Below are 21,805 nucleotides of genomic sequence, written 5' to 3' on the forward strand. Positions count from 1 at the left end.
CCCGAGCAAAATTGTTACTATACTATCAGAAGATTCGCAAAATAGGAGGTCAATAAAAATGGATGTTGAAGATTTAGAAAATCAATCGATAAATGACTACAACTATTTAAAATTATTAAAAAAGTTTTATGATTCCTATCTTAAAGATTATAAATTAAAGTTTTTTAGTGTCCAGTTTTTACATGTCTTAATTGCCGGTTTGACTTTAATTCCTCCTCTTATCCTGCGGGAAATTATAGATCAAGCAATCCCGGCCGGAAATATATCCCGAATTATCACTCTGGTCATCATTGTATTTGCTGTTTATCTGACCAGTTCTATTTTTCGTTATCGCAGAGTTTTTCACGGCCATAAAGTGGCTCAATTTATCACCAGAGATATGCGCAATGACCTCTATAATCATTACCAGTATCTCTCACTTAATTTTCATGATAATAAAAAAACAGGGGAGCTGATGTCCCGGGTTATTGATGATTTAAATCGGCTGCAGGAGTTTATCCATCACGGTCCGGAGGCAATTATTGGCTCAGCTGTGCTTTTATCAGGTACAGTAATAATTATTTTTACTTTAAATGTTAAACTAACTTTAGTCACCTTATTATATGTACCCTTTTTGATTTATTTTTCTTACAAAATTATGCAGAAAATGCACCAGGCCTTCCGGGCTACCAGAAGTGCCAAAGCCAGTTTAAGTGACCGCCTGGAAGATAATTTAGCTGGAATCAAAGTTATCAAAGCTTTTGTCAATGAAGATTTTGAGCAGGGCCGTTTTAACGAAAAAAATCAGGCTCATACAGATAATAGAATGTCTGCCGTTAAATATTTAAGTATTCTTTTCCCCGGTTCCAGAATGCTCAACAGTTTTGGAATTTTGAGTGTGATCAGCTATGGTGCTTACTTGACGGTAATTGGAGATATCACAGTTGGTACAGTTGTTGCTTTTTATACTTATTTAATCCAGTTTAGAGAACCTCTGCTCAGGATCGTCCGCATGTCAGAGGGTTTAAGCCGATTTTTTGCCAGTACAGAAAGATTCTTTTCCCATCTGGAACTTAAACCGGAAATTTTATGTAATACGGGAGATGAAAAAAGAGAGAGCCTAAAAGGAAAGGTAGAATTTGATAATGTACACCTGACCTATGATAATCAACAGGAAATCTTAAAAGGAATTAATTTTACTGCCAATGCAGATCAGACTGTGGCTCTAGTGGGCCCCAGTGGTGCCGGTAAAACCAGTATGGTCCGCCTGATCCCCCGCCTCTACGAGGCTAATTTAGGGAAAGTAAAAGTTGACGGGATTGATGTCAGAGAATATGATTTGAAAAATCTGCGCAGCTATATTGGAATGGTGATGCAGGAAGATTTTCTCTTTTCTGATACGGTTGCTGAAAATATTGCCTACGGCCGACCTGATGCTGCCAGAGAAGAAATTATTAAGGCAGCAAAAGATGCCAATGCCCATGATTTTATTGTCGGGCTTAAGGATGGTTATGATACTTTAGTTGGCCAGCGGGGTATAAAGCTCTCTGGTGGCCAGAGGCAGCGGGTCTCTATCGCCCGCGCCTTTTTGAACAATCCTAAAATATTAATTCTGGATGAGGCTACTTCTTCGGTTGACTTAGAAACCGAACAGCTAATCCAGGAAGCTGTAGATAAAGTCAGCCGGGGCAGAACCACCTTTATTATCGCCCACAGACTGGCAACCATTGTCAATGCCGATCAGATATTATTTGTAGAAGCTGGAAAAATTGTTGAACGCGGCAGCCACGAAAAATTAATGGCGCTGGATAATAAATACCGGGAGTTTTATGAGATGCAGTTTAAAAAAGAAGAGATAGCTTAAATAATCTGAATCCCAATTACGCCCAGGGCCAGCATCGCAATTGCTGCCAGCAGGGTCGAATAACTTTTAAAAACTGGGGCAGCATCGGAAACAATAATTTCTTCTTTAATAGCAGCAATTAAAACAAACAGCAGATATCCACCCAGAATATAAGCAGTATTAGCTGTCATCATTTCTGGATAAGTATAGCTGCCTTTCTGCATTAAAAGCTGAGTTCCAAAAAAAAGTCCCAGGGCTGGTACAAATCTGGGCAGGCCAAACCACTCACCTTTAAGCTCACCCCAGTACTTCAGGACTGTAACTCCAGTGACAGTTGTCAAAAAGAAAATTGCCGGGTTAAGTGGATCCAGCCCTCCCGGTAAAATAGTGTGTAAAAACCAGCCCAGGACATTAATTACAAAAACTGTGCTCATATATTTTAAACCTTTAATCGCTGTCTGCTTAATTGTTCCGGACTCAATCAGCATAAACAGAATCCCCAGAAAAAAAGCAAGACTCATATTTTCACTTAATAATGAATTTAAAAATAAACGAGATAACTCAGACAATTTTCTCACTTCCTTCCTGCAGGCTTGCTTTATCTTTTCTTAAAAGTTCAACCAGAAGATAAATAATACTGACTATCAAAAATGCCCCCGGAAAATCCTTAACAAAGCCCAGAGGCGGATACCCGGCTGCTGTTAACTGAATGGAAAAGATAGTTCCTTTTCCCAGAATCTCGCGCAGAGCTCCCACAAAAATCATCAAAATGAAGAAGTCTTTTTGATAGGAAAAAAATTTATTTTCGCTCCGGCTGGCTCCAATATAAATTAGAGGGGTTACTCCCAGTAAGAGCAGATAATTATTGATAAATACCTCCAGATTAGGAAATAAGTCGATAATAGCTATATAAAAAATATAGCTCAAAGTAATACCGACTCCAATTAATAAATACCAGTGGTAGTCCTCTCTTTCGGAAATAAAGCGGGCAAAAAATTTGATTAAAAGTGCAATTAATACTGCACTGACGGCTGTTATTAAGGCCTGTTTTAAATTATTGGTGGCGCCGAGAAGGGGCAGAAGCCCCATCAGCATTACCTTTTCGAGTATTGTTAGATTTTTATCCATTGGAACCTCCTTCAGCAGTATCCTCTGCAATCTCTGTTTCCAAATCTGAATCAGCTGTGCTTTCTTCTTCACTTTCTTCTGCCGGAGTGGCTGAAGAATCTGTATCTGTCTCCTCTCCATTTTCTGCAGCAGAGTCAGCATCGCTTGCCTCAGTTTGACTTTGATCAGAAGCAGCCTCCGCCTCACTATCTAAAGCATTTTCGACTGCATTAACTGTTCCTACAGAAGAATTAGTTGCTCCGGAGACAGTATCAACTTCCAGACTCTGGTTTTCTATAATTGCTGTTTTAGTTGCTTCTACTGCATCATCACCAAGATTTGGAGTCTCGTTCTCTGACAGCACCTCTATCTCAGTGATTTCGCCAGCTTCAACTACTACCTCTAATTCGATTGGGCCGGCATGCCCCTCAGCTGAGCCCTGATAAACACCATCCTCAATTTCAAAATCAGATTCACTGTCGGAGTCAGGTGATGCTTTAGCTATTGCTTCCTCAACCGCTTCCATAAAGGCCTCACTTGTATAAGTTGCCCCTGCAACTGTATCTAAGTCAGCACTCTGTTCTGCTAAAAGCTGTTCTTCTAACTCTTCGTAAGCTGGTTGGGCCAGATGCTCAGTCTCCTGCTCTGCTAAAATTTCTAGATCCACTATATCACCATTTTCAACGGTTATCTCTAAAACTATATCTCCCTGAACTCCTTCGGCCTGACCCTGATAGACTCCATCCTGCAGACCAGTTTCCTGTTCAGCAATTAAAAGTCTCAATCCTGCCTGGACAGCTCTGACTACCGTCTGCGAAGAATAGGTTGCTCCACTGATCAGATCTGTCTCTGCCATTATCTGTTCAGCATCTGCAGTAGTGAATTCTCTAAACTGGTTCAGAAAATCCTGATCTTTAATTCTGGCTCCCAGGGTTGGTGATTCACTTTGATTAATAATTTTTATATTTTCTATATTTCCATCTGGCTCCAGGATGAGTAAAACCTCAATTGGGGCCTCAAAACCATTGCGTGATATGTAGATTAGATCTTTAATTGTTTCTGCTTCGGCCCGGGCTGCAAATAAAATATCATCCTCATCTCGTTCTATAATTTCAAAATCATCTGCGGCCGGTACGGACTGGTTCAGGTGGCTGTAGCTTAAATTGCCGGGATAAGGTGCTTCCTCATCAATTAAAGTCATTCCGACAAGCAGAATTAAAACTGCAGCTGTGATTACAGCACTAAAATGGGCCACTTTTTTTCTGACAAATTCAACTTCTCCAAAATGGGCAGTCTCAAAAGCATTATCCAGAAAATAGGAGGCGCCATTGATAATCAAAATAGCAAAGGTTACTCCTTCTGGATAGGGAGTATAGCGGCGAATAAAAATTGTTAAAAAACCGCCAAGAAGTCCATAAATAATTTTGGCCCATTTGGCTACCGGAGAGGTTACCATATCAGTTGCCATATAAATTGCAGCAAAAATTAGTCCTCCCGATAAGATCGTAAAAACTGGATCCTGGCCAAATATCAGGGCTGCTCCTACAGCACCTGCTGTAAAGGACAGTGGAATTTTTAAGTCAATATAATCTCTAAGATATAAATAAACTCCACCGATTAAAAGAGCAATTACCGAAGTTTCCCCAATACTGCCCGGAATATTACCGATTATCAGCTCTGAATAGCTAAAAGCATCTGTTCCAAGCTGCAGTGGGGTGGCTGTCGAAACTCCATCCAGCGGACTGACCCACTCAATCATTAAAGCTGGATAGGATAAAAGCAGTATCGCTCTGGCAACTAAGGCCGGGTTGAAAATGTTGCTGCCCAGACCGCCAAATAAATGTTTACCGATAACTACTGTTAAAAAACCACCCAGGATGGGCAGCCACCAGGGGACAGTGGGCGGCAGAGTTAAACCAAGTAAAAGCCCGGCCAGAAAAGCACTGCCATCACCCAGGGCAGCAGTATTTTTAACAAAAGGTTTTTCAAAAACTACAGCACTTAAAGCACTGGCTAAAACTAAATAAAGTGCATATAAACCAAAAAAATAAACACCTGCGATTAAGGCAGGAATCAGAGCAATTACCACACTCCACATATTTGTTTCAATTGTTTCTGGACTCTCTATATGAGGTCCACTTGACCTAAATAAATTTGCCATTTTGATTACCACCCCTTTTATTTTTCAACTGCTCTCAACTCTGCCTTTCCCCGTTTGATCCAGCGAACCAGTGGCCGTTTGGAAGGACAGATATAAGCACAGGCACCACATTCGATACAGTCTTTTAAGCCCACATCGTCTGCTCGCTCCAGCAGGCCATTATTGACAAAGGCACAGATCCGATTGGAAGCTAAATACATGGGACAAACCTCACTGCATTTGCCGCATCGAATACAGGCCCGGGTTTCACTGTCAGCATATTCTGCAGCAGTGATTAAAACTATGCCTGATGTTCCCTTAACAACAGGCATACTTTCGTCATCAATATTAATCCCGGTCATTGGCCCCCCAACAATAATCTGATAATCCTGCTGGTCTTTAGGACCTCCACAAAATTTAATTACATCTTTAATTGAAGTTCCAATCGGCACTTTTACATTTGAGGGAGTAGTTAAAGCTTCTCCACTTACTGTCAGCACCCGGTCGGTTACTGCTTCTTCAAAATCAACAGCTCTGGCAATTTTTACCGCAGTCTGAACATTGTTGACAACCACATTCACTGCTATCGGCAGCTCACCTTTAGGCACTTCTCGATTTAGAACCGCCTTAATTAAATGTTTTTCTGCACCGTGGGGATAGCGGGTGTCCAGGGCCTGGATCTCAATTCCCGGCCAGTCGGCTGCCTTCTGCTGCAGTTTTTCTATTGCATCCTTTTTATTAACCTCAATTGCAACTATTCCTTTTTCCGCCCCAACTGCTTTTTTAATCAGTTCTAATCCTCTAAACAGATCCAGATATTCCTCCAGCAGCAGCCGGTGATCAACTGTCAAAAACGGCTCACATTCAGCTCCATTAATAATTACAGTATCAATTTTAATTCCTGCCGGTGGTTCCAGTTTAACATGGGTGGGAAAACCTGCTCCTCCCATCCCGATCACACCTGCCGCCTTGACTCTTTTTCTAATTGTTTCAATCTCTGGCAGCGCTCCTCTAGCTGACTTTTGAGCTTCTGCTTTCAGCTCCAAATCATCTTTTTTAATTAAAATACAGCTGTAAGTTCCCTGACCCGGTTTTTTCCGTTCAACAATTCCCTCTACTATACCGCTGATGCTGGAATGGATTCTGGCTGAAATTTTTCCCTGCAATTCCGCTATACATTCTCCTTTTTTTACTCTATCTCCCACCTTAACAATTGGCTCAGCCGGAGCACCAATATGCTGAGATAAAGGAATAGCTACTTCTGCTGGTTCAGGCATCACTTTAATTGCCTGATCACTGGTCAGTCCCTTTTTTTCAGGTAACTGAATTCCGCCGATCGGGAATTTTTTTACTTCCTTAATTGCCATTTCGGCACCTCCGAATTAAATTAATTATCCAGGCAAATACAAATTAAAACTTTTTGAGATAAAAAATGTGGATCCTTCTTAAAAGATATCCACCAGCATCTAAGCCTATATGTTCTGTTTAAAAGCTCTAAATTTTGAATTTTTTTCTAGATAAAATTAAATTTTTGAAAACATTTTCACAACTCAATTATAACAGAAAGGAACTGTGCTTGAAAAGAGTTTTAGGCAATTTAATTGAATTCTAATATATGATAATATTGTGAGGGATCAACTTTCTGGTATTTGCCAGAAGGATAAATAATCCCACTCCAGGCCTGATTGCCGGTTTTAATCACAGGCTTTCGATTTTCTACCGCCCGGAGTACAGCCGCCTGCCACATTATATTCTTTAAGAGCCTGCTGTTATTAAACCAGGCTTCATTTGTCTGGTTAACTATAAAATCAACTTCAGCAGATTCGGGCTTCACATAGGAAGGATAGAGTATTTCGGAACAGAGCACAGTTTTCCAGCTCAAATTTTTGTTTTTAAATACTTTTGGCTCTTCTCCAGCATTCAGGGAGGAAAAATGATAGGGAGTATATTTGTTTAAGAGTTCCTGATAGGGATAGCTTTCCCCAAAGTACAGGAGTAAATTTTTATCATAGCGGGAAATAAGCTCTCCAGACTTCGAAATTAAATACGAACTATTATAGCGGCCAGCACCCGAATCTTTAGCTGCCAGGGAGCCAATTTGAATTGGAGTTTCAAATTCTGCGGCCAGCTGCTCCAAAAATTGCTGTCTCTGCTGCTGATCTGAGTGAAAATCAAAGGTGAGATTTGTCTCAGGAGCAATTATCAGTCGGGTCTGATTTAATTCTGCTGCAGCATTTAAAGTCAGTTCAATATTTTGGTCTAACTGGGCTGAAGTCCATTTTTGTTCCTGGTCGATATCTGTTGTGATAATGCCAATTTGTATTGTTCCCACTGTTCTGGCTGCAGTAAAATCTATCTGCTGGCGGGAATAAGCAAAACCAAAAATCAGGCTCAGAATTAGAGTTATTATAATAATGTTTTTGTAATTTTTCTGAAAAATAAGCTGAAAAAGCAGGCCGTTAACCAGAATTAAAATAAAGGTCAGAATCCAGATTCCTCCCAGCTCTGCCAGCTGGATAAAGCTAAAAAACTCTGTCTGAGTAGAGGCAGGATTGGCAATTGGAAAAAATCCCAGTAGATAGTGGCGGCTGAACTCAAAGAAGGTCCAACAGATAGCAAATAGCAATGGGTTAAACTCATTCTTCGCGAAAAACTTCCGCTGCAGATAAAAGTAAAGCAATAAAAAGAGACCATAAATTAGGGAAAGTAACAAAAACAGTAAAACTAAAAGAATAATGATGATCGGCATCGGAGCTGAAGTATACAATTTAATGGAATAATAGAGAAAATTGCCCGAAAAAAGCAAAATCCAGAAGCCCAGTTTCCAGCCGCTAAAGAAAATTTCGCGATAAGATATTTCACCATTTTTTAATATAAAAAGATAGTAGAGAATTGGCAGGAGGGCAGCCCAGCCCAAAAAATATAATTTTCCATAATAATTGGCTGCTGTAAATAATGCTGCTGATAAAAAAGCTGAAATCAAACCCATTTTTCTTCTCCTTATTTTTTATCTAAATTCCAATTTTCTGAGAACCGCTTTACTTAATCTTTTCTCTAAATTTAGCTTAGTTCCTGCTTTTTGAGGTTTAAAAAAGAGAATTCAGCCAGCTGATGACCAAATTCCCTTTTCTCAGTTTATTTATCTGGATTGTTTTTTGGACGAGATTAATGGGTTAGTCTTAGTACTGACTTCCCCAGACTGCAATTCCCTGATCTGAAAGCGCACTAAAGGTCATCACATCTTTTTCCAGACCTTCATCATATTGTACTAACAATTCACCCAAATATTCAGTACCGTCAATATTGATTAGAATTGAATTATTATCTTTTAACTCCCAGCTACCTTCTACTGTTCCTTCAACATTTCCGGATTCATCCAGTCTAATTTCTTCTGAGATGTTAATAGATGCATTAATTGAATTTCCATGATTTATAAACTGATAATCTCCAGCCACTTCTGCTTTACTGTAACTGTCAGCCTGAGTCTCACCTGTATAACGGTGAGGCATAATTAAAGGCCAGCCCTGATCATTGATTAAGACCTGATGGACCCTTACTTTATGCATTTCTCCTTTGCCGGGGAAGCGGGAATGCATAATCACAAAAGTTTTATCCAGTTCTTGGTCATAAAAAGCCGAGTTATGTCCGGGTGACAGGTAACCAATCTCGCTTTTATCAAACCAGAAATTACCAATCAATCTGGCTCCATATTGGTTACTATTCATTCCAATCCGGGGCCGAGCCTCTACCATCCTGTCTCCATCAGGATCAATAAATGGCCCATCCGGATTTTTGGAGCGGGCCACCCGAATATTATAACCGCCATCTGGAGCCAGTGTTCCAAAAGAAATCATAAAATAATAATAATCTGCTGCTGGATGGTAAAGGATATAGGATCCCTCCATGGCAGAATGATTGCCGCCTGCTAATTTTTTGCCATAGCTATCTTGCTTGAGGGGCATGCCGGTATCAGGATTCATTTCCAGGATATAAATTCCACCAGAATAGGAACCATAGCTCATCCAGAGCTTTCCCTGCTGATCATAAAATACATGGGGATCAATGGCATTTGGATCCTGGCGCGGATTATGGGACTCTCCTTCTCTATTTGTTTCATCTTCGTTAAATGATTTTACCACCAGCTCCTGATATTCATAAGGACCTTCAATCTGATCGGAAACTGCCAGTCCGATTGCGGAACGAGTAGCTCCCCAGGTGCTGACACTAAAGTAAAGATGATATTTATTTCCAATTTTAACTGGACTTTTGGCCCAGGTGCTTGTGGCAGGGTCGGGCTGGGGCCACTCCAGTGCTTCCTTGAGTTCTTCTCCCGGCTTACCCTTTATAATTGGATTGGCAGCATGGAATCCATTTGCCAGCTGCTCCCAGTCAACTAAATCTTCAGACTTTGCTGCTGCGAGATGTGAGCCAAAGAGATAATAAGTTCCATCTTCTTTAATAATCATTGGATCATGAACTGAGACACTACCAGCAGCTTGAGGGGTATAGGACATTTCCGCTGCTTCAACTGCAGCTGCCGCAGAAACGGCAGCAAAAAACATAAAAACAATTAAGCCTGAAATTAATAATGATGATTTATTTTTCTTCAAATCTGACACATCCTTTTTTAGTTTTTAATAACTGCTGCCCCAGACTGCAATTCCCTGATCTGAGAGCCCACTAAAAGCCATAACTTCTCTATCCAAACCTCGATCATACTGTTTGATAAATGTCCCGTAATATTTTTCTCCGGCAATAGTAATTTCCGCGTAGTGGCCATCTACCAGCTGCCAGCTTCCTGCAATCTGACCGCTGATACTTCCATCTGAATTTAATTTAATTTCCTGAGAGTAATTAATATTTCCCTCCCCATTTTGAATATCCCTCCCGTGATTTACAAATTGATAATTTCCTGTTACCTGCGCTTCAGTATAAGAGGAAGTGCTTTCTCCATTGTAGCTGTGGGGAGTGATTACCGGCCAGCCTTTTTGATTGAACACTGTCTGGTGGACTCTGACCTGATGATACTCTCCCTGACCTGGATAGCGGCTGTGAAAAACCACAAAACTTTTGCCTGTTTCCTGATCATAGAAGGCTGAATTGTGGCCGGGTGAAAGATAACCAAGTTCTGATTTTTCAAAAATAAAATTACCAATTAATTTGGCGCCATAGTTTACTGCATCTGCCCAGTCACCACTGTCATATTCCCGCATATCTTTTCCCGCTGGGTCCAGGTAAGGTCCCTCAACATTTCGGGAGCGGGCAGCTCTAATATTATAACCACCATCTGCTGCCAGAGTTCCAAAAGACATATAGAGATAATAATAATCGGTTTCCGGGTTATATAAAATATATCCACCTTCCATTGGTGAATGACTGCCACCAGCAATTTTTTTGCCATAACTGGAGCCTTCTTTTAGATAATTGGTCTCCGGATTGTATTTTTCAGGATACCCAGTTTCTTCATCAAGTTCCAGTAAATGCAGGCCACCAGCATAAGATCCATAAAGCAGCCAGAGCTTATCATTTTTATCATAAAATACATGAGGGTCAATTACTCCAGGATGCTCTACATGCTTAAAATCTTCACCAGCTTCGTGACTGTAGTTTCCTTCTTCGTACTTTCTGATTAGAATTCTATCAAATTCGTAAGGGCCTTCTATCGTATCTGAAACTGCCAGAGAAATTGTTGATCTTTCTGATTCCCAGTGAGCTGTGCTGAAATAGAGGTGATACTGATTGGAATTTTTAGCTTTAATTTTAACTGGACTTTTGGCCCAGGTGCTTTCTGCATCTGGTTCAGGCCATTTTAAAGCTTTTTTTAATTCTTCTTCCGGATTGGGAATAATCGGATTAGCAGAATCCCAGTCACCTGCCAGCTGCTCCCATTCAATTAAGTCATCTGATTTTGCCGCTGCCAGATGAGAGCCAAAAACATAATATCTACCATTCTCTTCTATAATCATTGGATCATGGACGGAAACACTTTCTGGATCCAGTTCGACAGCAGTTGCTGCCTCTGCTTTAATTTTTTCTGCGCCAGCGTAAGTACTAACAAATACGACTAAAAATAATGGAATTAATAAAAATACAAACTTAGCTCGTAAGTTTCTCAAAATATCACTCCCAGAAAATTTCTTTAGTTTTTTTGTTTAACTAAAAGTATAATTATTTAGTTTATGTTAAAATTATATCAAGCAATATTAATAATTGTCAAATAATTTTCATTATTTAAGCCCATAGGAAAAGACCCAATCGCTAAATTAGGCCTTCAAAATGGTTTCTGATATTTTATTTTTTATTTTAATAAAAGCTAAAAGATAAATTTAAAATCAATTTCAAATTAATTTTCAACTGTCTCCAAATTATAATATCGACCGGGATTTCTACTTCAATCCCTGCTGGCTTCTAGACTCTCCTCTTAAGTGAAGGAGCAACCCGCAGACTAAAAAATATTATTAAAGATGCTGCAATTGAAATATCATATAAACCATAACCTATTGCCAGACCAAGACCGGCAACTCCCCAGAGGCTGGCTGCTGTGGTCAATCCTTCAATCTTATCTTCCTGTTTCAAAATAGTACCAGCACCTAAAAAACCAATTCCGCTTACCACCTGAGCTGCCAGGCGCGCCGGGTCACCTTCCACCCCACTTAACGTTTTACCAGCCTGTGCAACTTCTACTGACAAAATCATAATCACACAGGAAATAACAGCAACAATTACATTTGTTCTGATCCCTGCCGCTTTATTCTGCTTCTCTCTATCATATCCAATTAAAGCCGCCAATACTGCAGCTAAAATTAACCTGAAAATTCCTATCCAATTTAAAATCAAAAAAATCACCTCCAGAATCTTTCTATATATAATATTCTTCGTAATTGATTCCAATCCTTTAATATTTTTATTAATAACTGCTTAACACTTTAAATTCTCAGGCTGTTGAATAAACTTCAATGGTCTTTTTTTATTTGCTCTCAATTTTAATGATTTTAGACAAAACTCATTATAAATTTATTATATAAACTTCTTTTTCCATCAAAATAGCTCAGAATTTCTCCCTCATCCACCAGCTCACTTTTTTCTTCTCCCAGATATATACTATAACTGCTCCAGCGATAATCTCCAGGTTTTAAGGTAAGCTTATCTTTAACTGGATTCAGATGAATATAGCGATTAACAACTAAATTATAATAATTATTTTCTATTATTTTGGAACCATAGCGCCCCTGAAAAACATGGCCAACTGTGTTATATCGCTCATTAAAATATCTTGCATAACGCCAGTTAACTTCTCTCATAATTCTCCAGATTTCAATATCTTTTGTTTTAATTTGAAGATGAACATGGTTGGGCATCAGGCAATAAGTTAAAATACTGTAATCATGTCTTGCTTTTACTTCTTTAATTATATCTAAATAGATCAGATGATCAACAGCATCTAAAAAAATATTTTGCTTCTTATTACCTCTGCAGATTATGTGATATTTTGCTCCCGGATACCAGACTCTTTTTTGATGGCCCATGATCATCCTTCCTTTCATTATTTTACTTTAATTATATTATATCCTTTTATTTTATTAATTTCAATTATTTTACATAATAAAATAAAAAATATTATTTCGTACGCAAAGTTTTACATAATTCGACAGGTTCACGGTGCGTGTACATAAATAAACATAAACGCACATAAACGCAAAAAGACCAGCGGCGTCCCGCTGGTCTTTTATCTTTGATCTTATTTATTTTTAAGCTGTTTTTTCTTTAGCCTTACTCTTCTTCAGGAGCATAAGCTGTTTCCAGTCTCTTGTAGGACTGATAGCGTTCTTCTGCATCCTTTTCTGATTTTTCAAAGAGCTCTTCAGCAATTTCAGGGAATGTCTTCTGTAAGGAGGAGAAACGTACCTCACTGAGTAAGAAATCTCTGAAGCTTTCAGTAGGCTCTTTAGAATCCATGCTGAATGGATTCTTGCCTTGCTCTTTAAGCTCTGGGTTGAAGCGGAATAAATGCCAGTAACCTGCTTTAACAGCATCTTTTTCCTGGCTCACACTGCAGCCCATACCAGCTTTAAGTCCATGAGAAATACATGGTGAGTAAGCAATTACGATGGAAGGTCCATCATATGCTTCAGCTTCGGCGATAGCTTTGATAGCCTGGTTCATATTAGCTCCCAGAGAAATCTGAGCTACATAAACATAGCCGTAAGTCATAGCCATCTGGCCTAAGTCTTTCTTCTTGATCTTCTTACCAGAAGCAGCAAACTTAGCAGCTGCAGCTGTTGGAGTAGCTTTAGAGGACTGTCCACCGGTATTAGAATAAACCTCTGTATCAAAGACTAATACATTTACATCATCACCAGAAGCGATAACGTGGTCTAATCCACCATAACCGATATCATAAGCCCAGCCGTCTCCACCGAAGATCCACTGAGATTTTTTAGTAATAAATTCTTTGCGGTCTACGATCTCAGCAATTACTTCGTTTTCACTGTACTTAGCGAGTAAAGGCATCATTTTCTTCTTGATTTCTTGAGTCTTCTCGCCGTCATTATAGTTATCTAACATTTCTTTCATTAATTCAGTTAACTCTGGATCCAGGTTAAGCTCAATTGCTTCTTCCATCAGGTCAGCAATTTTAGCTCTAATCTGCTGATTAGCTAAGAACATACCATAACCATACTCGGCGTTATCCTCAAATAAGGAGTTAGCCCAGGCTGGTCCGTGTCCTTCTGGATTAGTAGAGTAAACAGATACAGGAGCAGATCCACCCCAGATTGAAGAACAACCTGTAGCGTTAGCAATTAACATTCTGTCTCCGAATAACTGTGTAACTAGCTTAGCATAAGCTGTTTCTCCACATCCGGCACAGGCACCGTGGAACTCAAGTAGTGGTTCCTGGAACTGACTACCTTTAATATTAACAGCATCCATTAAGTCATCTTTAATAGATATTTCGTCAATAGCATAATCCCAGTTGTCTGCTTCTTTGGCTGCCATTTCTGCAAATGAAGTCATTTCTAACGCATCAACAGGACATACCTCAGCACAAACACCACAACCAGTACAGTCATAAGGACTCACCTGGATCTTGTACTGTAAACCTTCTAACTGCTTACCGCGTGCATCCAGAGTTTCAAATCCTTCTGGAGCTGCTGCAGCTTCTTCTTCATCCAGTAAGAAAGGTCTGATAACAGCATGTGGACATGCTAATGAACACTGGTTACACTGGATACACTTGTCGCTTAACCAGTTAGGTACATTAACTGCGATTCCACGTTTTTCATACTTAGATAGCCCTGGAGGGAAGTGTCCATCTTCACGGCCAACAAATGTACTAACAGGTAAATCATCACCTTTTTGTGCATTAACAACTTTAAGTACATTTTTAACGAATTCTGGCACGTCTGCTTCCTCTTCCTCTTCTGCATCTACTGCACTTGACCATTCAGCAGGTACATCAATTTTAACTAAGGCATCCATAGCTTTATCTACAGCTTTATTATTCATTTCAACAATCTTATCACCTTTGTGTCCATAAGATTTCTGAATAGCTTCTTTTAGATATTCAATGGCTTCATCAACAGGAATAATATCAGCTACCTCAAAGAAAGCAGTCTGCATAACCATGTTGATTCTCTGGCCTAAGCCAACTTCCTGAGCGATATCTACAGCGTTAATTGTATAGAAATTAATATCGTGATCAGCGATATATTTCTTCATTTCTGCAGGAAGATTTTTGTCTAACTCTTCTGCTGACCAGGTACAGTTAAGAACAAAGCTTCCACCGTCTTTTAGATCCTGTACCATCTCAAATTTATCTACATAAGATTCGTTATGACAGGCTACATAGTCTGCCTCATCAATTAAGTAAGTTGACTTAATTGGCTCATTACCAAATCTTAAGTGAGATACTGTTACACCACCAGATTTTTTGGAGTCATAAGAGAAATATGCCTGAGCATACTTGTCTGTATTATCACCAATAATTTTGATAGCATTTTTGTTAGCACCAACAGTACCATCAGAACCAAGACCCCAGAATTTACAGCGAACTGTATCTGCTGGAGAAGTATTAATATGTTCATTAAGTTCAAGATTGGTATGGGTCACATCATCTTTAATACCAATAGTAAACTGATTTTTAGGCTTATCTTTTCTAAGGTTATCAAATACAGCCTTAATTTGAGTAGGTGTAGTATCCTTAGAACTTAAACCATAACGTCCACCAACAATAACAGGACGCTTTTCATGATCATAGAATAATGATCTTACATCTTCATAAAGTGGTTCCCCTACTGCACCAGGTTCTTTAGTTCTATCTAATACAGCAATCTTCTCAGCAGTTTCTGGAAGAGCTTTCATGAAGTATTTTTCGGAGAATGGACGATATAATCTTACTTTAATCAGACCAACTTTTTCTCCCTGATCAACTAAGTATTTAACAGTTTCTTCGATAGTATCAGTTACAGAACCCATTGCCACAATTACATATTCAGCATCTTCTGCACCTACATAGTTAAATGGATGGTATTCTCTACCTGTTAATTCGGAAATATCCTGCATATAATCTTCTACAATATCAGGCACTGCATCATAGAAACCGTTTGCAGCTTCGCGAGCCTGGAAGAAAATATCCGGATTTTGAGCTGTACCCATTGTTACAGGACGCTCAGGATTTAAAGCTCTGTGTCTGAATTCGCTAACCTTACCGTAGTCAACCAATTCTGCCAGATCATCATAATCTAAAACTTCTATTTTTTGATACTCATGAGATGTTCTAAAACCATCAAAGAAATGTACAAACGGAACACTTGATTTAATAGATGCCAGATGAGCAACACCAGCTAAGTCCATAACTTCCTGAACACTACCAGCAGCAATCATAGCTGTACCTGTCTGACGGGCAGCCATTACATCAGAGTGGTCACCAAAAATTGATAGAGCATGTGTAGCAACAGTACGTGCACTAACATGAAAAACACCAGGTAATAATTCACCGGCGATTTTGTACATATTAGGCAGCATCAGTAATAATCCCTGAGAAGCTGTAAAAGTAGTTGTCAAAGCGCCTGCCACCAAGGAACCGTGTACTGCACCAGATGCTCCTCCCTCAGACTGCATTTCAGTCAACTTCACTTCCTGGTCGAAAATGTTCTTGCGACCGTTAGCACTCCATGAGTCGACTAATTCAGCCATTGGAGATGAAGGAGTAATAGGATAGATAGCTGCTACGTCTGTAAAAGCATATGCTACATGAGCTGCAGCAGTGTTTCCATCCATGGTCTTCATTTGATTTGCCATTATAACTTTCCCTCCTATTAATAAGGTAAATTTTTATTATTTATTTCCTCTTTAAGTATAATACTTTACAATTCTGCTGTCAAATATTTCACAACTTTTAAAGGGGATTTTTTGGTATTCGAAATTATTCGAATTCTTTAAATAACCGCACTATTATCCGGGCCTTGATTTTGCTTTATCCAGCAGCTTTTTTGGCAGTAATAATATAGAGTGATTTATTAAGGTATTCTGCCTCCGTTTTTAGTCCGCTTTCAGCCATCATTTCTGCCATTTTTTGCGGCTGATAAAAATTAACCGGCTCTCCTGCAATTTTTTCAAAAAAGATAATGGTTTTTGTGAAAAGTGTAGTGGGGTCAAATTCCAAAATATAGAGTTTTCCTCCCGGTTTGAGAACTCTTGCAGCCTCATTTAAAGCTGTTTCCACCTGGCGGAAATGGTGCAGAGCATCCGAAATTGTTAAATAATCAAAAGTCTCAGCTGCAAAAGGGAGATCTGCACCATCTGCCAGCTCAAATTTTACTTCCTGACTAAATTCTTTTTTTCTGCCCTTAGCCAGCATTGCCTGAGAAGGATCGGCAACTGTTACTTTCAGATTTTTAGGGAGGTGATTTGCCAGTTCTCCGGTTCCACCTCCCAGATCAAGTAATTTTATTGATGACTTTTTCTTTTCAGACTTCTGTTCTGTTTTAAATTTTGTCTGATTTAAATTAAACGAGTTTCGATTTCCATTCGAATGTCTTTTTAGCTCATCTTTCTTAATTCTATTTCCCAGTTCAACCAGAACCTGATTGTGTCCGGAAATTTTCATTGCCAGATCAAAAACAGGAGCTGCCAGAGTAAATAAGTCCATTTCCCCCACCTCAATTCTTCCTAATTTCGCCTGGATTAAAGCTGCTTATTTATTAAATAAAACTTCTAAAAACTTTCTGCCATCACTTTCGATTTTTCGTGAATAATTGAATATAAATATTCTTTTTTGGCAAATGGAATTGGCTGGCTGTAGACTTCTACATCTTTAATTTTATCATTTGCGGTCCTGTGTTTAAAATTAAAATGATTTCTGTTTTTTTCTCTGGCCTGCTGCATTTCTTTTTTTACCTCTTCCTGATCTAAAATGTTTATTTCTGAAATTTTCATTGATATCAATTTTTCTCTGTTCCAGCCATAAAAATTTTCGGCTGCAGGATTAGCATCAATGATTTGCCCATCAGCAGGATCAATAATCAGCATCACAACCTCTTCATTTTCGAAGAGAGCCCTGTATTTTCCGCGAGAACTGATATACTTTCTTTCTAAATTCTTGAATTCCGTAATATCCTGGTAAATAATATAATAGCCGTAATCCCCCCGGTTAAGTGAAATGGGAAAACCCTGAATCGAGACTTCAATTTTTTCCCCATTCTTTTTATGCCGAAATGAGCGGGCATTGACCCTCTCTCCATTTTCGACCATTTCCATAAAATTATCGGTTTCTGAACTTTTTTCTGCCGGAACTACTATCTCTTTGATCTGTTTGTTTAAAATTTCATTTCTCTGATAGCCAAACATTTCTAAAAAGTGCTGATTTGATTTAACAACCCTAAAATTATTGTCCAGAATAACTATTCCTTCAGCACTCTGATCAAATAATTGTTCAAAGTAATTTTCATCAACATTACTCAGAAAAATCTTTTCCCTGTTATTCTGCTGATTTTCCTGATCTAAATTATTATTTTTTAGCAGTTCTAAAAATGCATCTACAACCTCAGGTGCAAATTGAGATTTTTTATTATTTTTTATTTCCAACAAAGCCTTTTTTTGGCTTAAAGGATTCCTGTAGGATCGTTCAGATCTCATTGCATCCCAGGAGTCGGCCACAGAAAGTATTTGAGCAACCAGTGGAATCTGCTCGTTTTTTAATCCTTCCGGGTATCCTTTGCCATCCCATCTTTCGTGGTGATATAAAATATATTCTGAAATATGTTTTAAAGAAGCAGAATTGGATAGAGCTTCACTGCCCCAGACGGGATGATTTTTTATTATTTCATATTCGGTGTTGTTTAATTTTCCTTTTTTATTTAAAATATTTACCGGCACCAATAATTTTCCAATGTCATGCACCATACCTGCCCAGTAGGTATCAGTAATCAATTTCCTTGAAAGTCCCATTTTCTCAGCAATGGCGGACGCTAACTCAGCCACATTTTCTGAATGCCCCCTGGTATAAGGATCATAAATTTCTAAAATTTTAATGATTGCAGAAATTAGTTCTCTGGTAAAACGCCCCTGTAAATCTTCGTAATGTTTAAAGGCAAAAAATGTAGAGGCTAAAGTGGCAAAAGACTCCATTACCTTCTTTGTTGTATCCCGAAATTCTCTGCTGCTGTCTGCAGCAATATCGAGAGAAATTCGCCCCCTGAGAGTTTGATTTGTCATAATATTGATATTCAGAGATTTTTTTATTGGTTTTAAAGCTTTTGCAAGTTTTTGTTCAGTTTCTGTTGAAATCCCCTCCATATTAATTAAGCAGTCCTGTGAGGTAAAGGCTTCTGATTTATTATAATTAAGCAAATTACTCTTATCGATTTTGATATTTTTTAAAATCTCAATATCATGACCTATAGCATCTATAAAATTGCAGATATCACCCTTTATTAAATATATTTTTCCATAATCAGCTTCGGGAACTATTTTGACTGCGCTTTTTAGTAAATTTGATAAAAACTCCATTTCGTTAGTTTTGTTCTCTTCTCCCAGATCTGATACCATATTTATCATTGAAATAAATCTTTCATTGAGCTCATTCAGTTCATCTAAAGACTGATCCAATTCTTCATTCATTGCCAGCAGCTCTTCATTATAGGCTGTCAGCTGCTCATTTAAAGCATAAACTTCTTCTTTTGACTCTTTTAAACTGTCAACATGCCTCTTAATTAAAATGAAAAGCAGAACAGCAGTAAATAAAACATAAAAAGCTCCCTTAAAAGTCTGGAGCCGATTAAAAGTTTCTACATCATTAACTACAGTCAATAAAATCCTATCAGAGAAATAAATCCAGGCAAAACCAACAATTAAATAAATGATTATTATCTTCTTTTCTTCTTTTAAAAAATTCAGCATAATTTATTCCTCCGTTTGGGGAAGGTATTGCTCTGGCTTGCGGCTGCTTCCGTTCTTTATAATTAATAATACCCCTTTGTTTTATTTTTATTAACCAGGCCAAATTGCTTAAAAAAATAGTGACTGTTACTAAATATATTAGTTATTAGTTTCTAAATTCCTTTATAATTTTGAAAATTATAAAAAATTATCTTAGAAAATAAAAAATCGACAAACTAGATTGAAACCCTGCCAATTTATCCATAGAACTGAATTTTGCTGCAGCTTTGCAAGCAATAATAAAGATGTTACAATAAATTATACTAATCATCCCAAAATGTTAAACTGATTTTTTAATTCCTTCTAACAATTTAATTAATGGAGGTTTTTTATGAAACTTAAATCAATAATAATAAAATTAATTATAATTTTGTTTTTAGTCTGTCCTCTGCAGGCGGCTGAATTAGAAAATTATTATATCCAGACAAGTTTTCATACTCATCATTACAGTCAAAAAGATTATCAAAACAATGAACAAAATCTGATTGGACTGGAAAAACACTACTCAGATAATGATTTATGTGGGATTGCTTTTTTTAATAACACCTATGAGCAGGACACTTTTTATATTTATAAGGGAACAAACTATCATTTATTTTCAGTCGGCAGGACCGAAATAACGGCTAAATTTACCTATGGCATCGTCCACGGATATGATGATGAAGACGGAAGGTATTCTACCTGGATGCATGAGATGGGAACTTTTCCGGCAGCAGTTTTTAGTTTTGGCTTAAGGCGCGAACCTTTCAGGCTGGATATTATACCTTTTGCTGACGCCGGAATTCTGGTCACTGGAGGAGTAGAATTTTAAAAAAACCACCCGAATTTAGTCGATAAATTTCGACATAATTCGGGTGGTAAACGGTAAGTGCAAATTATAAGGGCACATTAATTATTATTAAATAAATCTCTGGTATAAACCTTTTCCTCTACATCTTCCAGCTCAGCAGCCATTCGGTTGGCAATTATAATCTCTGATTCTGCTTTAAACTCATCTAAATCCTTAATAACTCTTGATCTATAGAATTGATCGTCTTCCAGAGCCGGCTCATAAACTACTACCTCTATTCCTTTAGCTTTGATGCGCTTCATAACTCCCTGGACAGAGGACTGTCTAAAGTTATCCGAGTTCTTCTTCATTGTTAAGCGATAAATCCCGACTTTTTCCGGCTGCTGTTTAACTATCATTTCGGCAATGTGATCTTTTCTGGTTCGATTGGCATCAACAATCGCCTGCATAATATTGTTGGGAACATCTTCGTAATTAGCAAGCAGCTGTTTGGTATCTTTGGGAAGACAGTAGCCGCCATAGCCAAAAGAAGGATTGTTGTAGTGATCTCCAATTCGCGGATCCAGACCAACTCCTTCAATAATCTGTTTGCTGTCTAAGTCTCTAACTTCGGCATAGGTGTCCAGCTCATTAAAAAAGGCAACTCGCATGGCCAGATAGGTATTGGCAAATAACTTTATTGCCTCTGCCTCAGTCGAATCGGTAAATAAAACCTGGATATCTTCCTTTTTTGCTCCCTCTACTAAAAGGCCAGCAAACTCTTCTGCTCTTTCAGACTGTTCCCCCACAATAATCCGGGAAGGATAAAGATTATCGTAAAGAGCCTTACCCTCTCGTAAAAATTCGGGGGAAAATATGATGTTTTCTGTATCAAATTTTTCCCGTAATTCTTTAGTATAGCCAACTGGAACTGTTGATTTGATAATCATTACCGCATCTTCGTTAAAAGAAAGTACATTTGCTACAACAGCCTCAACTGTTCTGGTGTTAAAATAGTTTTGATCCGGATCATAATTTGTTGGAGTAGCGATAATCACATAGTCCGCCTCACGATAAGCTTTTAGCGAATCAGTTGTCGCCTTTAAATCAAGCTCCTTATTGGCCAGATAGTCTTCCAGTTCCTGGTCAACAATTGGAGACTCTCTTCGATTAATCATCTCTACCTTTTCCTCGATTACATCTACTGCAGTTACCTCATGGTTTTGAGCAAGTAAAACTGCATTGGACAGCCCCACATATCCAGCTCCTGCTACTGTGATTTTCATATTATCATTCTCCCTGTATGTAAATTTTATTATTAATGAATAATTTCTCAACTCTAATTTTATTACAAAAAGGGTCGAGATTCAAACCTAAAGCTCGACAATTTTTACTGTTTGAAACTTCTAATCTAAAAATAATTTGATTTTAGATGCAGGAAAAGCAATTTTGAGTTATAATATAATATATAAGCTAATCAATCAACTTTAGCACCCTGAATCTACCCGGTGCGTGAACATATGTGAAC

15 protein-coding genes are annotated in these 21,805 nt (G+C 38.3%); 2 read left to right on the top strand and 13 right to left on the bottom strand.

Features of this window, described 5'->3' with window-relative positions:
- Positions 1-58: 58 nt before the first annotated feature.
- Positions 59-1,843 carry an ABC transporter ATP-binding protein gene (locus C7958_RS09805; RefSeq protein WP_166668516.1) on the top strand — a complete coding sequence of 595 codons (1,785 nt, stop codon included), beginning with the start codon at positions 59-61 and terminating at the stop codon, positions 1,841-1,843.
- On the opposite strand, the gene C7958_RS09810 is transcribed toward C7958_RS09805, so the two are convergent.
- The 12 genes from C7958_RS09810 to C7958_RS09865 all read right to left on the bottom strand — a co-directional run bounded on the left by C7958_RS09810 (position 1,840) and on the right by C7958_RS09865 (position 19,469).
- Complete coding sequence (locus tag C7958_RS09810) at positions 1,840-2,391, bottom strand: hypothetical protein (RefSeq protein ID WP_111572500.1); 552 nt, start codon at positions 2,389-2,391, stop codon at positions 1,840-1,842. The genes C7958_RS09805 and C7958_RS09810 overlap by 4 nt on opposite strands.
- Entirely contained in the window at positions 2,384-2,950 is a 567-nt protein-coding gene (locus C7958_RS09815) for a hypothetical protein (protein WP_111572501.1), read from the bottom strand. The genes C7958_RS09810 and C7958_RS09815 overlap by 8 nt, the downstream gene beginning before the upstream one ends.
- Positions 2,943-5,090: an RnfABCDGE type electron transport complex subunit D gene (locus tag C7958_RS09820; protein WP_111572502.1), complete on the bottom strand. Its 2,148-nt coding sequence runs from the start codon at positions 5,088-5,090 to the stop codon at positions 2,943-2,945. Before C7958_RS09820 ends, C7958_RS09815 begins: the two co-directional genes overlap by 8 nt.
- A gap of 17 nt (positions 5,091-5,107) precedes the next feature.
- The gene (gene rsxC, locus C7958_RS09825; RefSeq protein WP_111572503.1) at positions 5,108-6,436 is read right to left on the bottom strand and encodes an electron transport complex subunit RsxC; all 1,329 of its coding nucleotides are present in this window, start codon (positions 6,434-6,436) and stop codon (positions 5,108-5,110) included.
- A 230-nt stretch (positions 6,437-6,666) separates the two neighbouring features.
- Positions 6,667-8,058, bottom strand: a complete 1,392-nt coding sequence (gene lnt, locus C7958_RS09830; protein WP_111572504.1) for an apolipoprotein N-acyltransferase — start codon at positions 8,056-8,058, stop codon at positions 6,667-6,669.
- Between the two features lie 190 nt (positions 8,059-8,248).
- A complete protein-coding gene (locus C7958_RS09835; RefSeq protein ID WP_243834320.1) occupies positions 8,249-9,679 on the bottom strand; it encodes a glycoside hydrolase family 43 protein in 1,431 nt (476 codons plus the stop codon).
- A 24-nt stretch (positions 9,680-9,703) separates the two neighbouring features.
- A complete protein-coding gene (locus C7958_RS09840) occupies positions 9,704-11,185 on the bottom strand; it encodes a glycoside hydrolase family 43 protein (protein ID WP_111572505.1) in 1,482 nt (493 codons plus the stop codon).
- 292 nt (positions 11,186-11,477) lie between these two features.
- Entirely contained in the window at positions 11,478-11,906 is a 429-nt protein-coding gene (locus tag C7958_RS09845) for an MgtC/SapB family protein (protein ID WP_111572506.1), read from the bottom strand.
- Between the two features lie 155 nt (positions 11,907-12,061).
- Entirely contained in the window at positions 12,062-12,595 is a 534-nt protein-coding gene (locus tag C7958_RS09850; RefSeq protein ID WP_111572507.1) for a transposase, read from the bottom strand.
- A 244-nt stretch (positions 12,596-12,839) separates the two neighbouring features.
- Positions 12,840-16,370, bottom strand: coding sequence for a pyruvate:ferredoxin (flavodoxin) oxidoreductase (gene nifJ, locus C7958_RS09855; protein ID WP_111572508.1), 3,531 nt, complete (start codon positions 16,368-16,370; stop codon positions 12,840-12,842).
- A 175-nt stretch (positions 16,371-16,545) separates the two neighbouring features.
- Complete coding sequence (locus C7958_RS09860; protein WP_111572509.1) at positions 16,546-17,220, bottom strand: class I SAM-dependent methyltransferase; 675 nt, start codon at positions 17,218-17,220, stop codon at positions 16,546-16,548.
- Positions 17,221-17,285: 65 nt separating this feature from the next.
- Entirely contained in the window at positions 17,286-19,469 is a 2,184-nt protein-coding gene (locus C7958_RS09865) for an HD domain-containing phosphohydrolase (RefSeq protein WP_111572510.1), read from the bottom strand.
- A gap of 370 nt (positions 19,470-19,839) precedes the next feature.
- Here C7958_RS09865 and C7958_RS09870 point away from each other — a divergent pair, with 370 nt between their 5' ends.
- Positions 19,840-20,319, top strand: a complete 480-nt coding sequence (locus C7958_RS09870; RefSeq protein ID WP_111572511.1) for a hypothetical protein — start codon at positions 19,840-19,842, stop codon at positions 20,317-20,319.
- A gap of 77 nt (positions 20,320-20,396) precedes the next feature.
- Here C7958_RS09870 and C7958_RS09875 read toward each other — a convergent pair whose 3' ends face one another.
- Positions 20,397-21,563: a nucleotide sugar dehydrogenase gene (locus C7958_RS09875; protein ID WP_111572512.1), complete on the bottom strand. Its 1,167-nt coding sequence runs from the start codon at positions 21,561-21,563 to the stop codon at positions 20,397-20,399.
- Between the last annotated feature and the right edge of the window lie 242 nt (positions 21,564-21,805).

It is taken from the genome of Halanaerobium saccharolyticum (assembly GCF_003259895.1).
GTDB lineage: Bacteria > Bacillota > Halanaerobiia > Halanaerobiales > Halanaerobiaceae > Halanaerobium > Halanaerobium saccharolyticum_A.

What these genes read in the sequence shown, in the direction of transcription:
- C7958_RS09815 (WP_111572501.1), bottom strand. Translation starts at nt 2,950, where the DNA reads ATGGATAAAAATCTAACAATACTCGAAAAGGTAATGCTGATGGGGCTT.
- C7958_RS09820 (WP_111572502.1), bottom strand. Translation starts at nt 5,090, where the DNA reads ATGGCAAATTTATTTAGGTCAAGTGGACCTCATATAGAGAGTCCAGAA.
- C7958_RS09870 (WP_111572511.1), top strand. Translation starts at nt 19,840, where the DNA reads ATGAAACTTAAATCAATAATAATAAAATTAATTATAATTTTGTTTTTA.
- C7958_RS09805 (WP_166668516.1), top strand. Translation starts at nt 59, where the DNA reads ATGGATGTTGAAGATTTAGAAAATCAATCGATAAATGACTACAACTAT.
- lnt (WP_111572504.1), bottom strand. Translation starts at nt 8,058, where the DNA reads ATGGGTTTGATTTCAGCTTTTTTATCAGCAGCATTATTTACAGCAGCC.
- C7958_RS09850 (WP_111572507.1), bottom strand. Translation starts at nt 12,595, where the DNA reads ATGGGCCATCAAAAAAGAGTCTGGTATCCGGGAGCAAAATATCACATA.
- C7958_RS09865 (WP_111572510.1), bottom strand. Translation starts at nt 19,469, where the DNA reads ATGCTGAATTTTTTAAAAGAAGAAAAGAAGATAATAATCATTTATTTA.
- nifJ (WP_111572508.1), bottom strand. Translation starts at nt 16,370, where the DNA reads ATGGCAAATCAAATGAAGACCATGGATGGAAACACTGCTGCAGCTCAT.
- C7958_RS09860 (WP_111572509.1), bottom strand. Translation starts at nt 17,220, where the DNA reads ATGGACTTATTTACTCTGGCAGCTCCTGTTTTTGATCTGGCAATGAAA.
- rsxC (WP_111572503.1), bottom strand. Translation starts at nt 6,436, where the DNA reads ATGGCAATTAAGGAAGTAAAAAAATTCCCGATCGGCGGAATTCAGTTA.
- C7958_RS09875 (WP_111572512.1), bottom strand. Translation starts at nt 21,563, where the DNA reads ATGAAAATCACAGTAGCAGGAGCTGGATATGTGGGGCTGTCCAATGCA.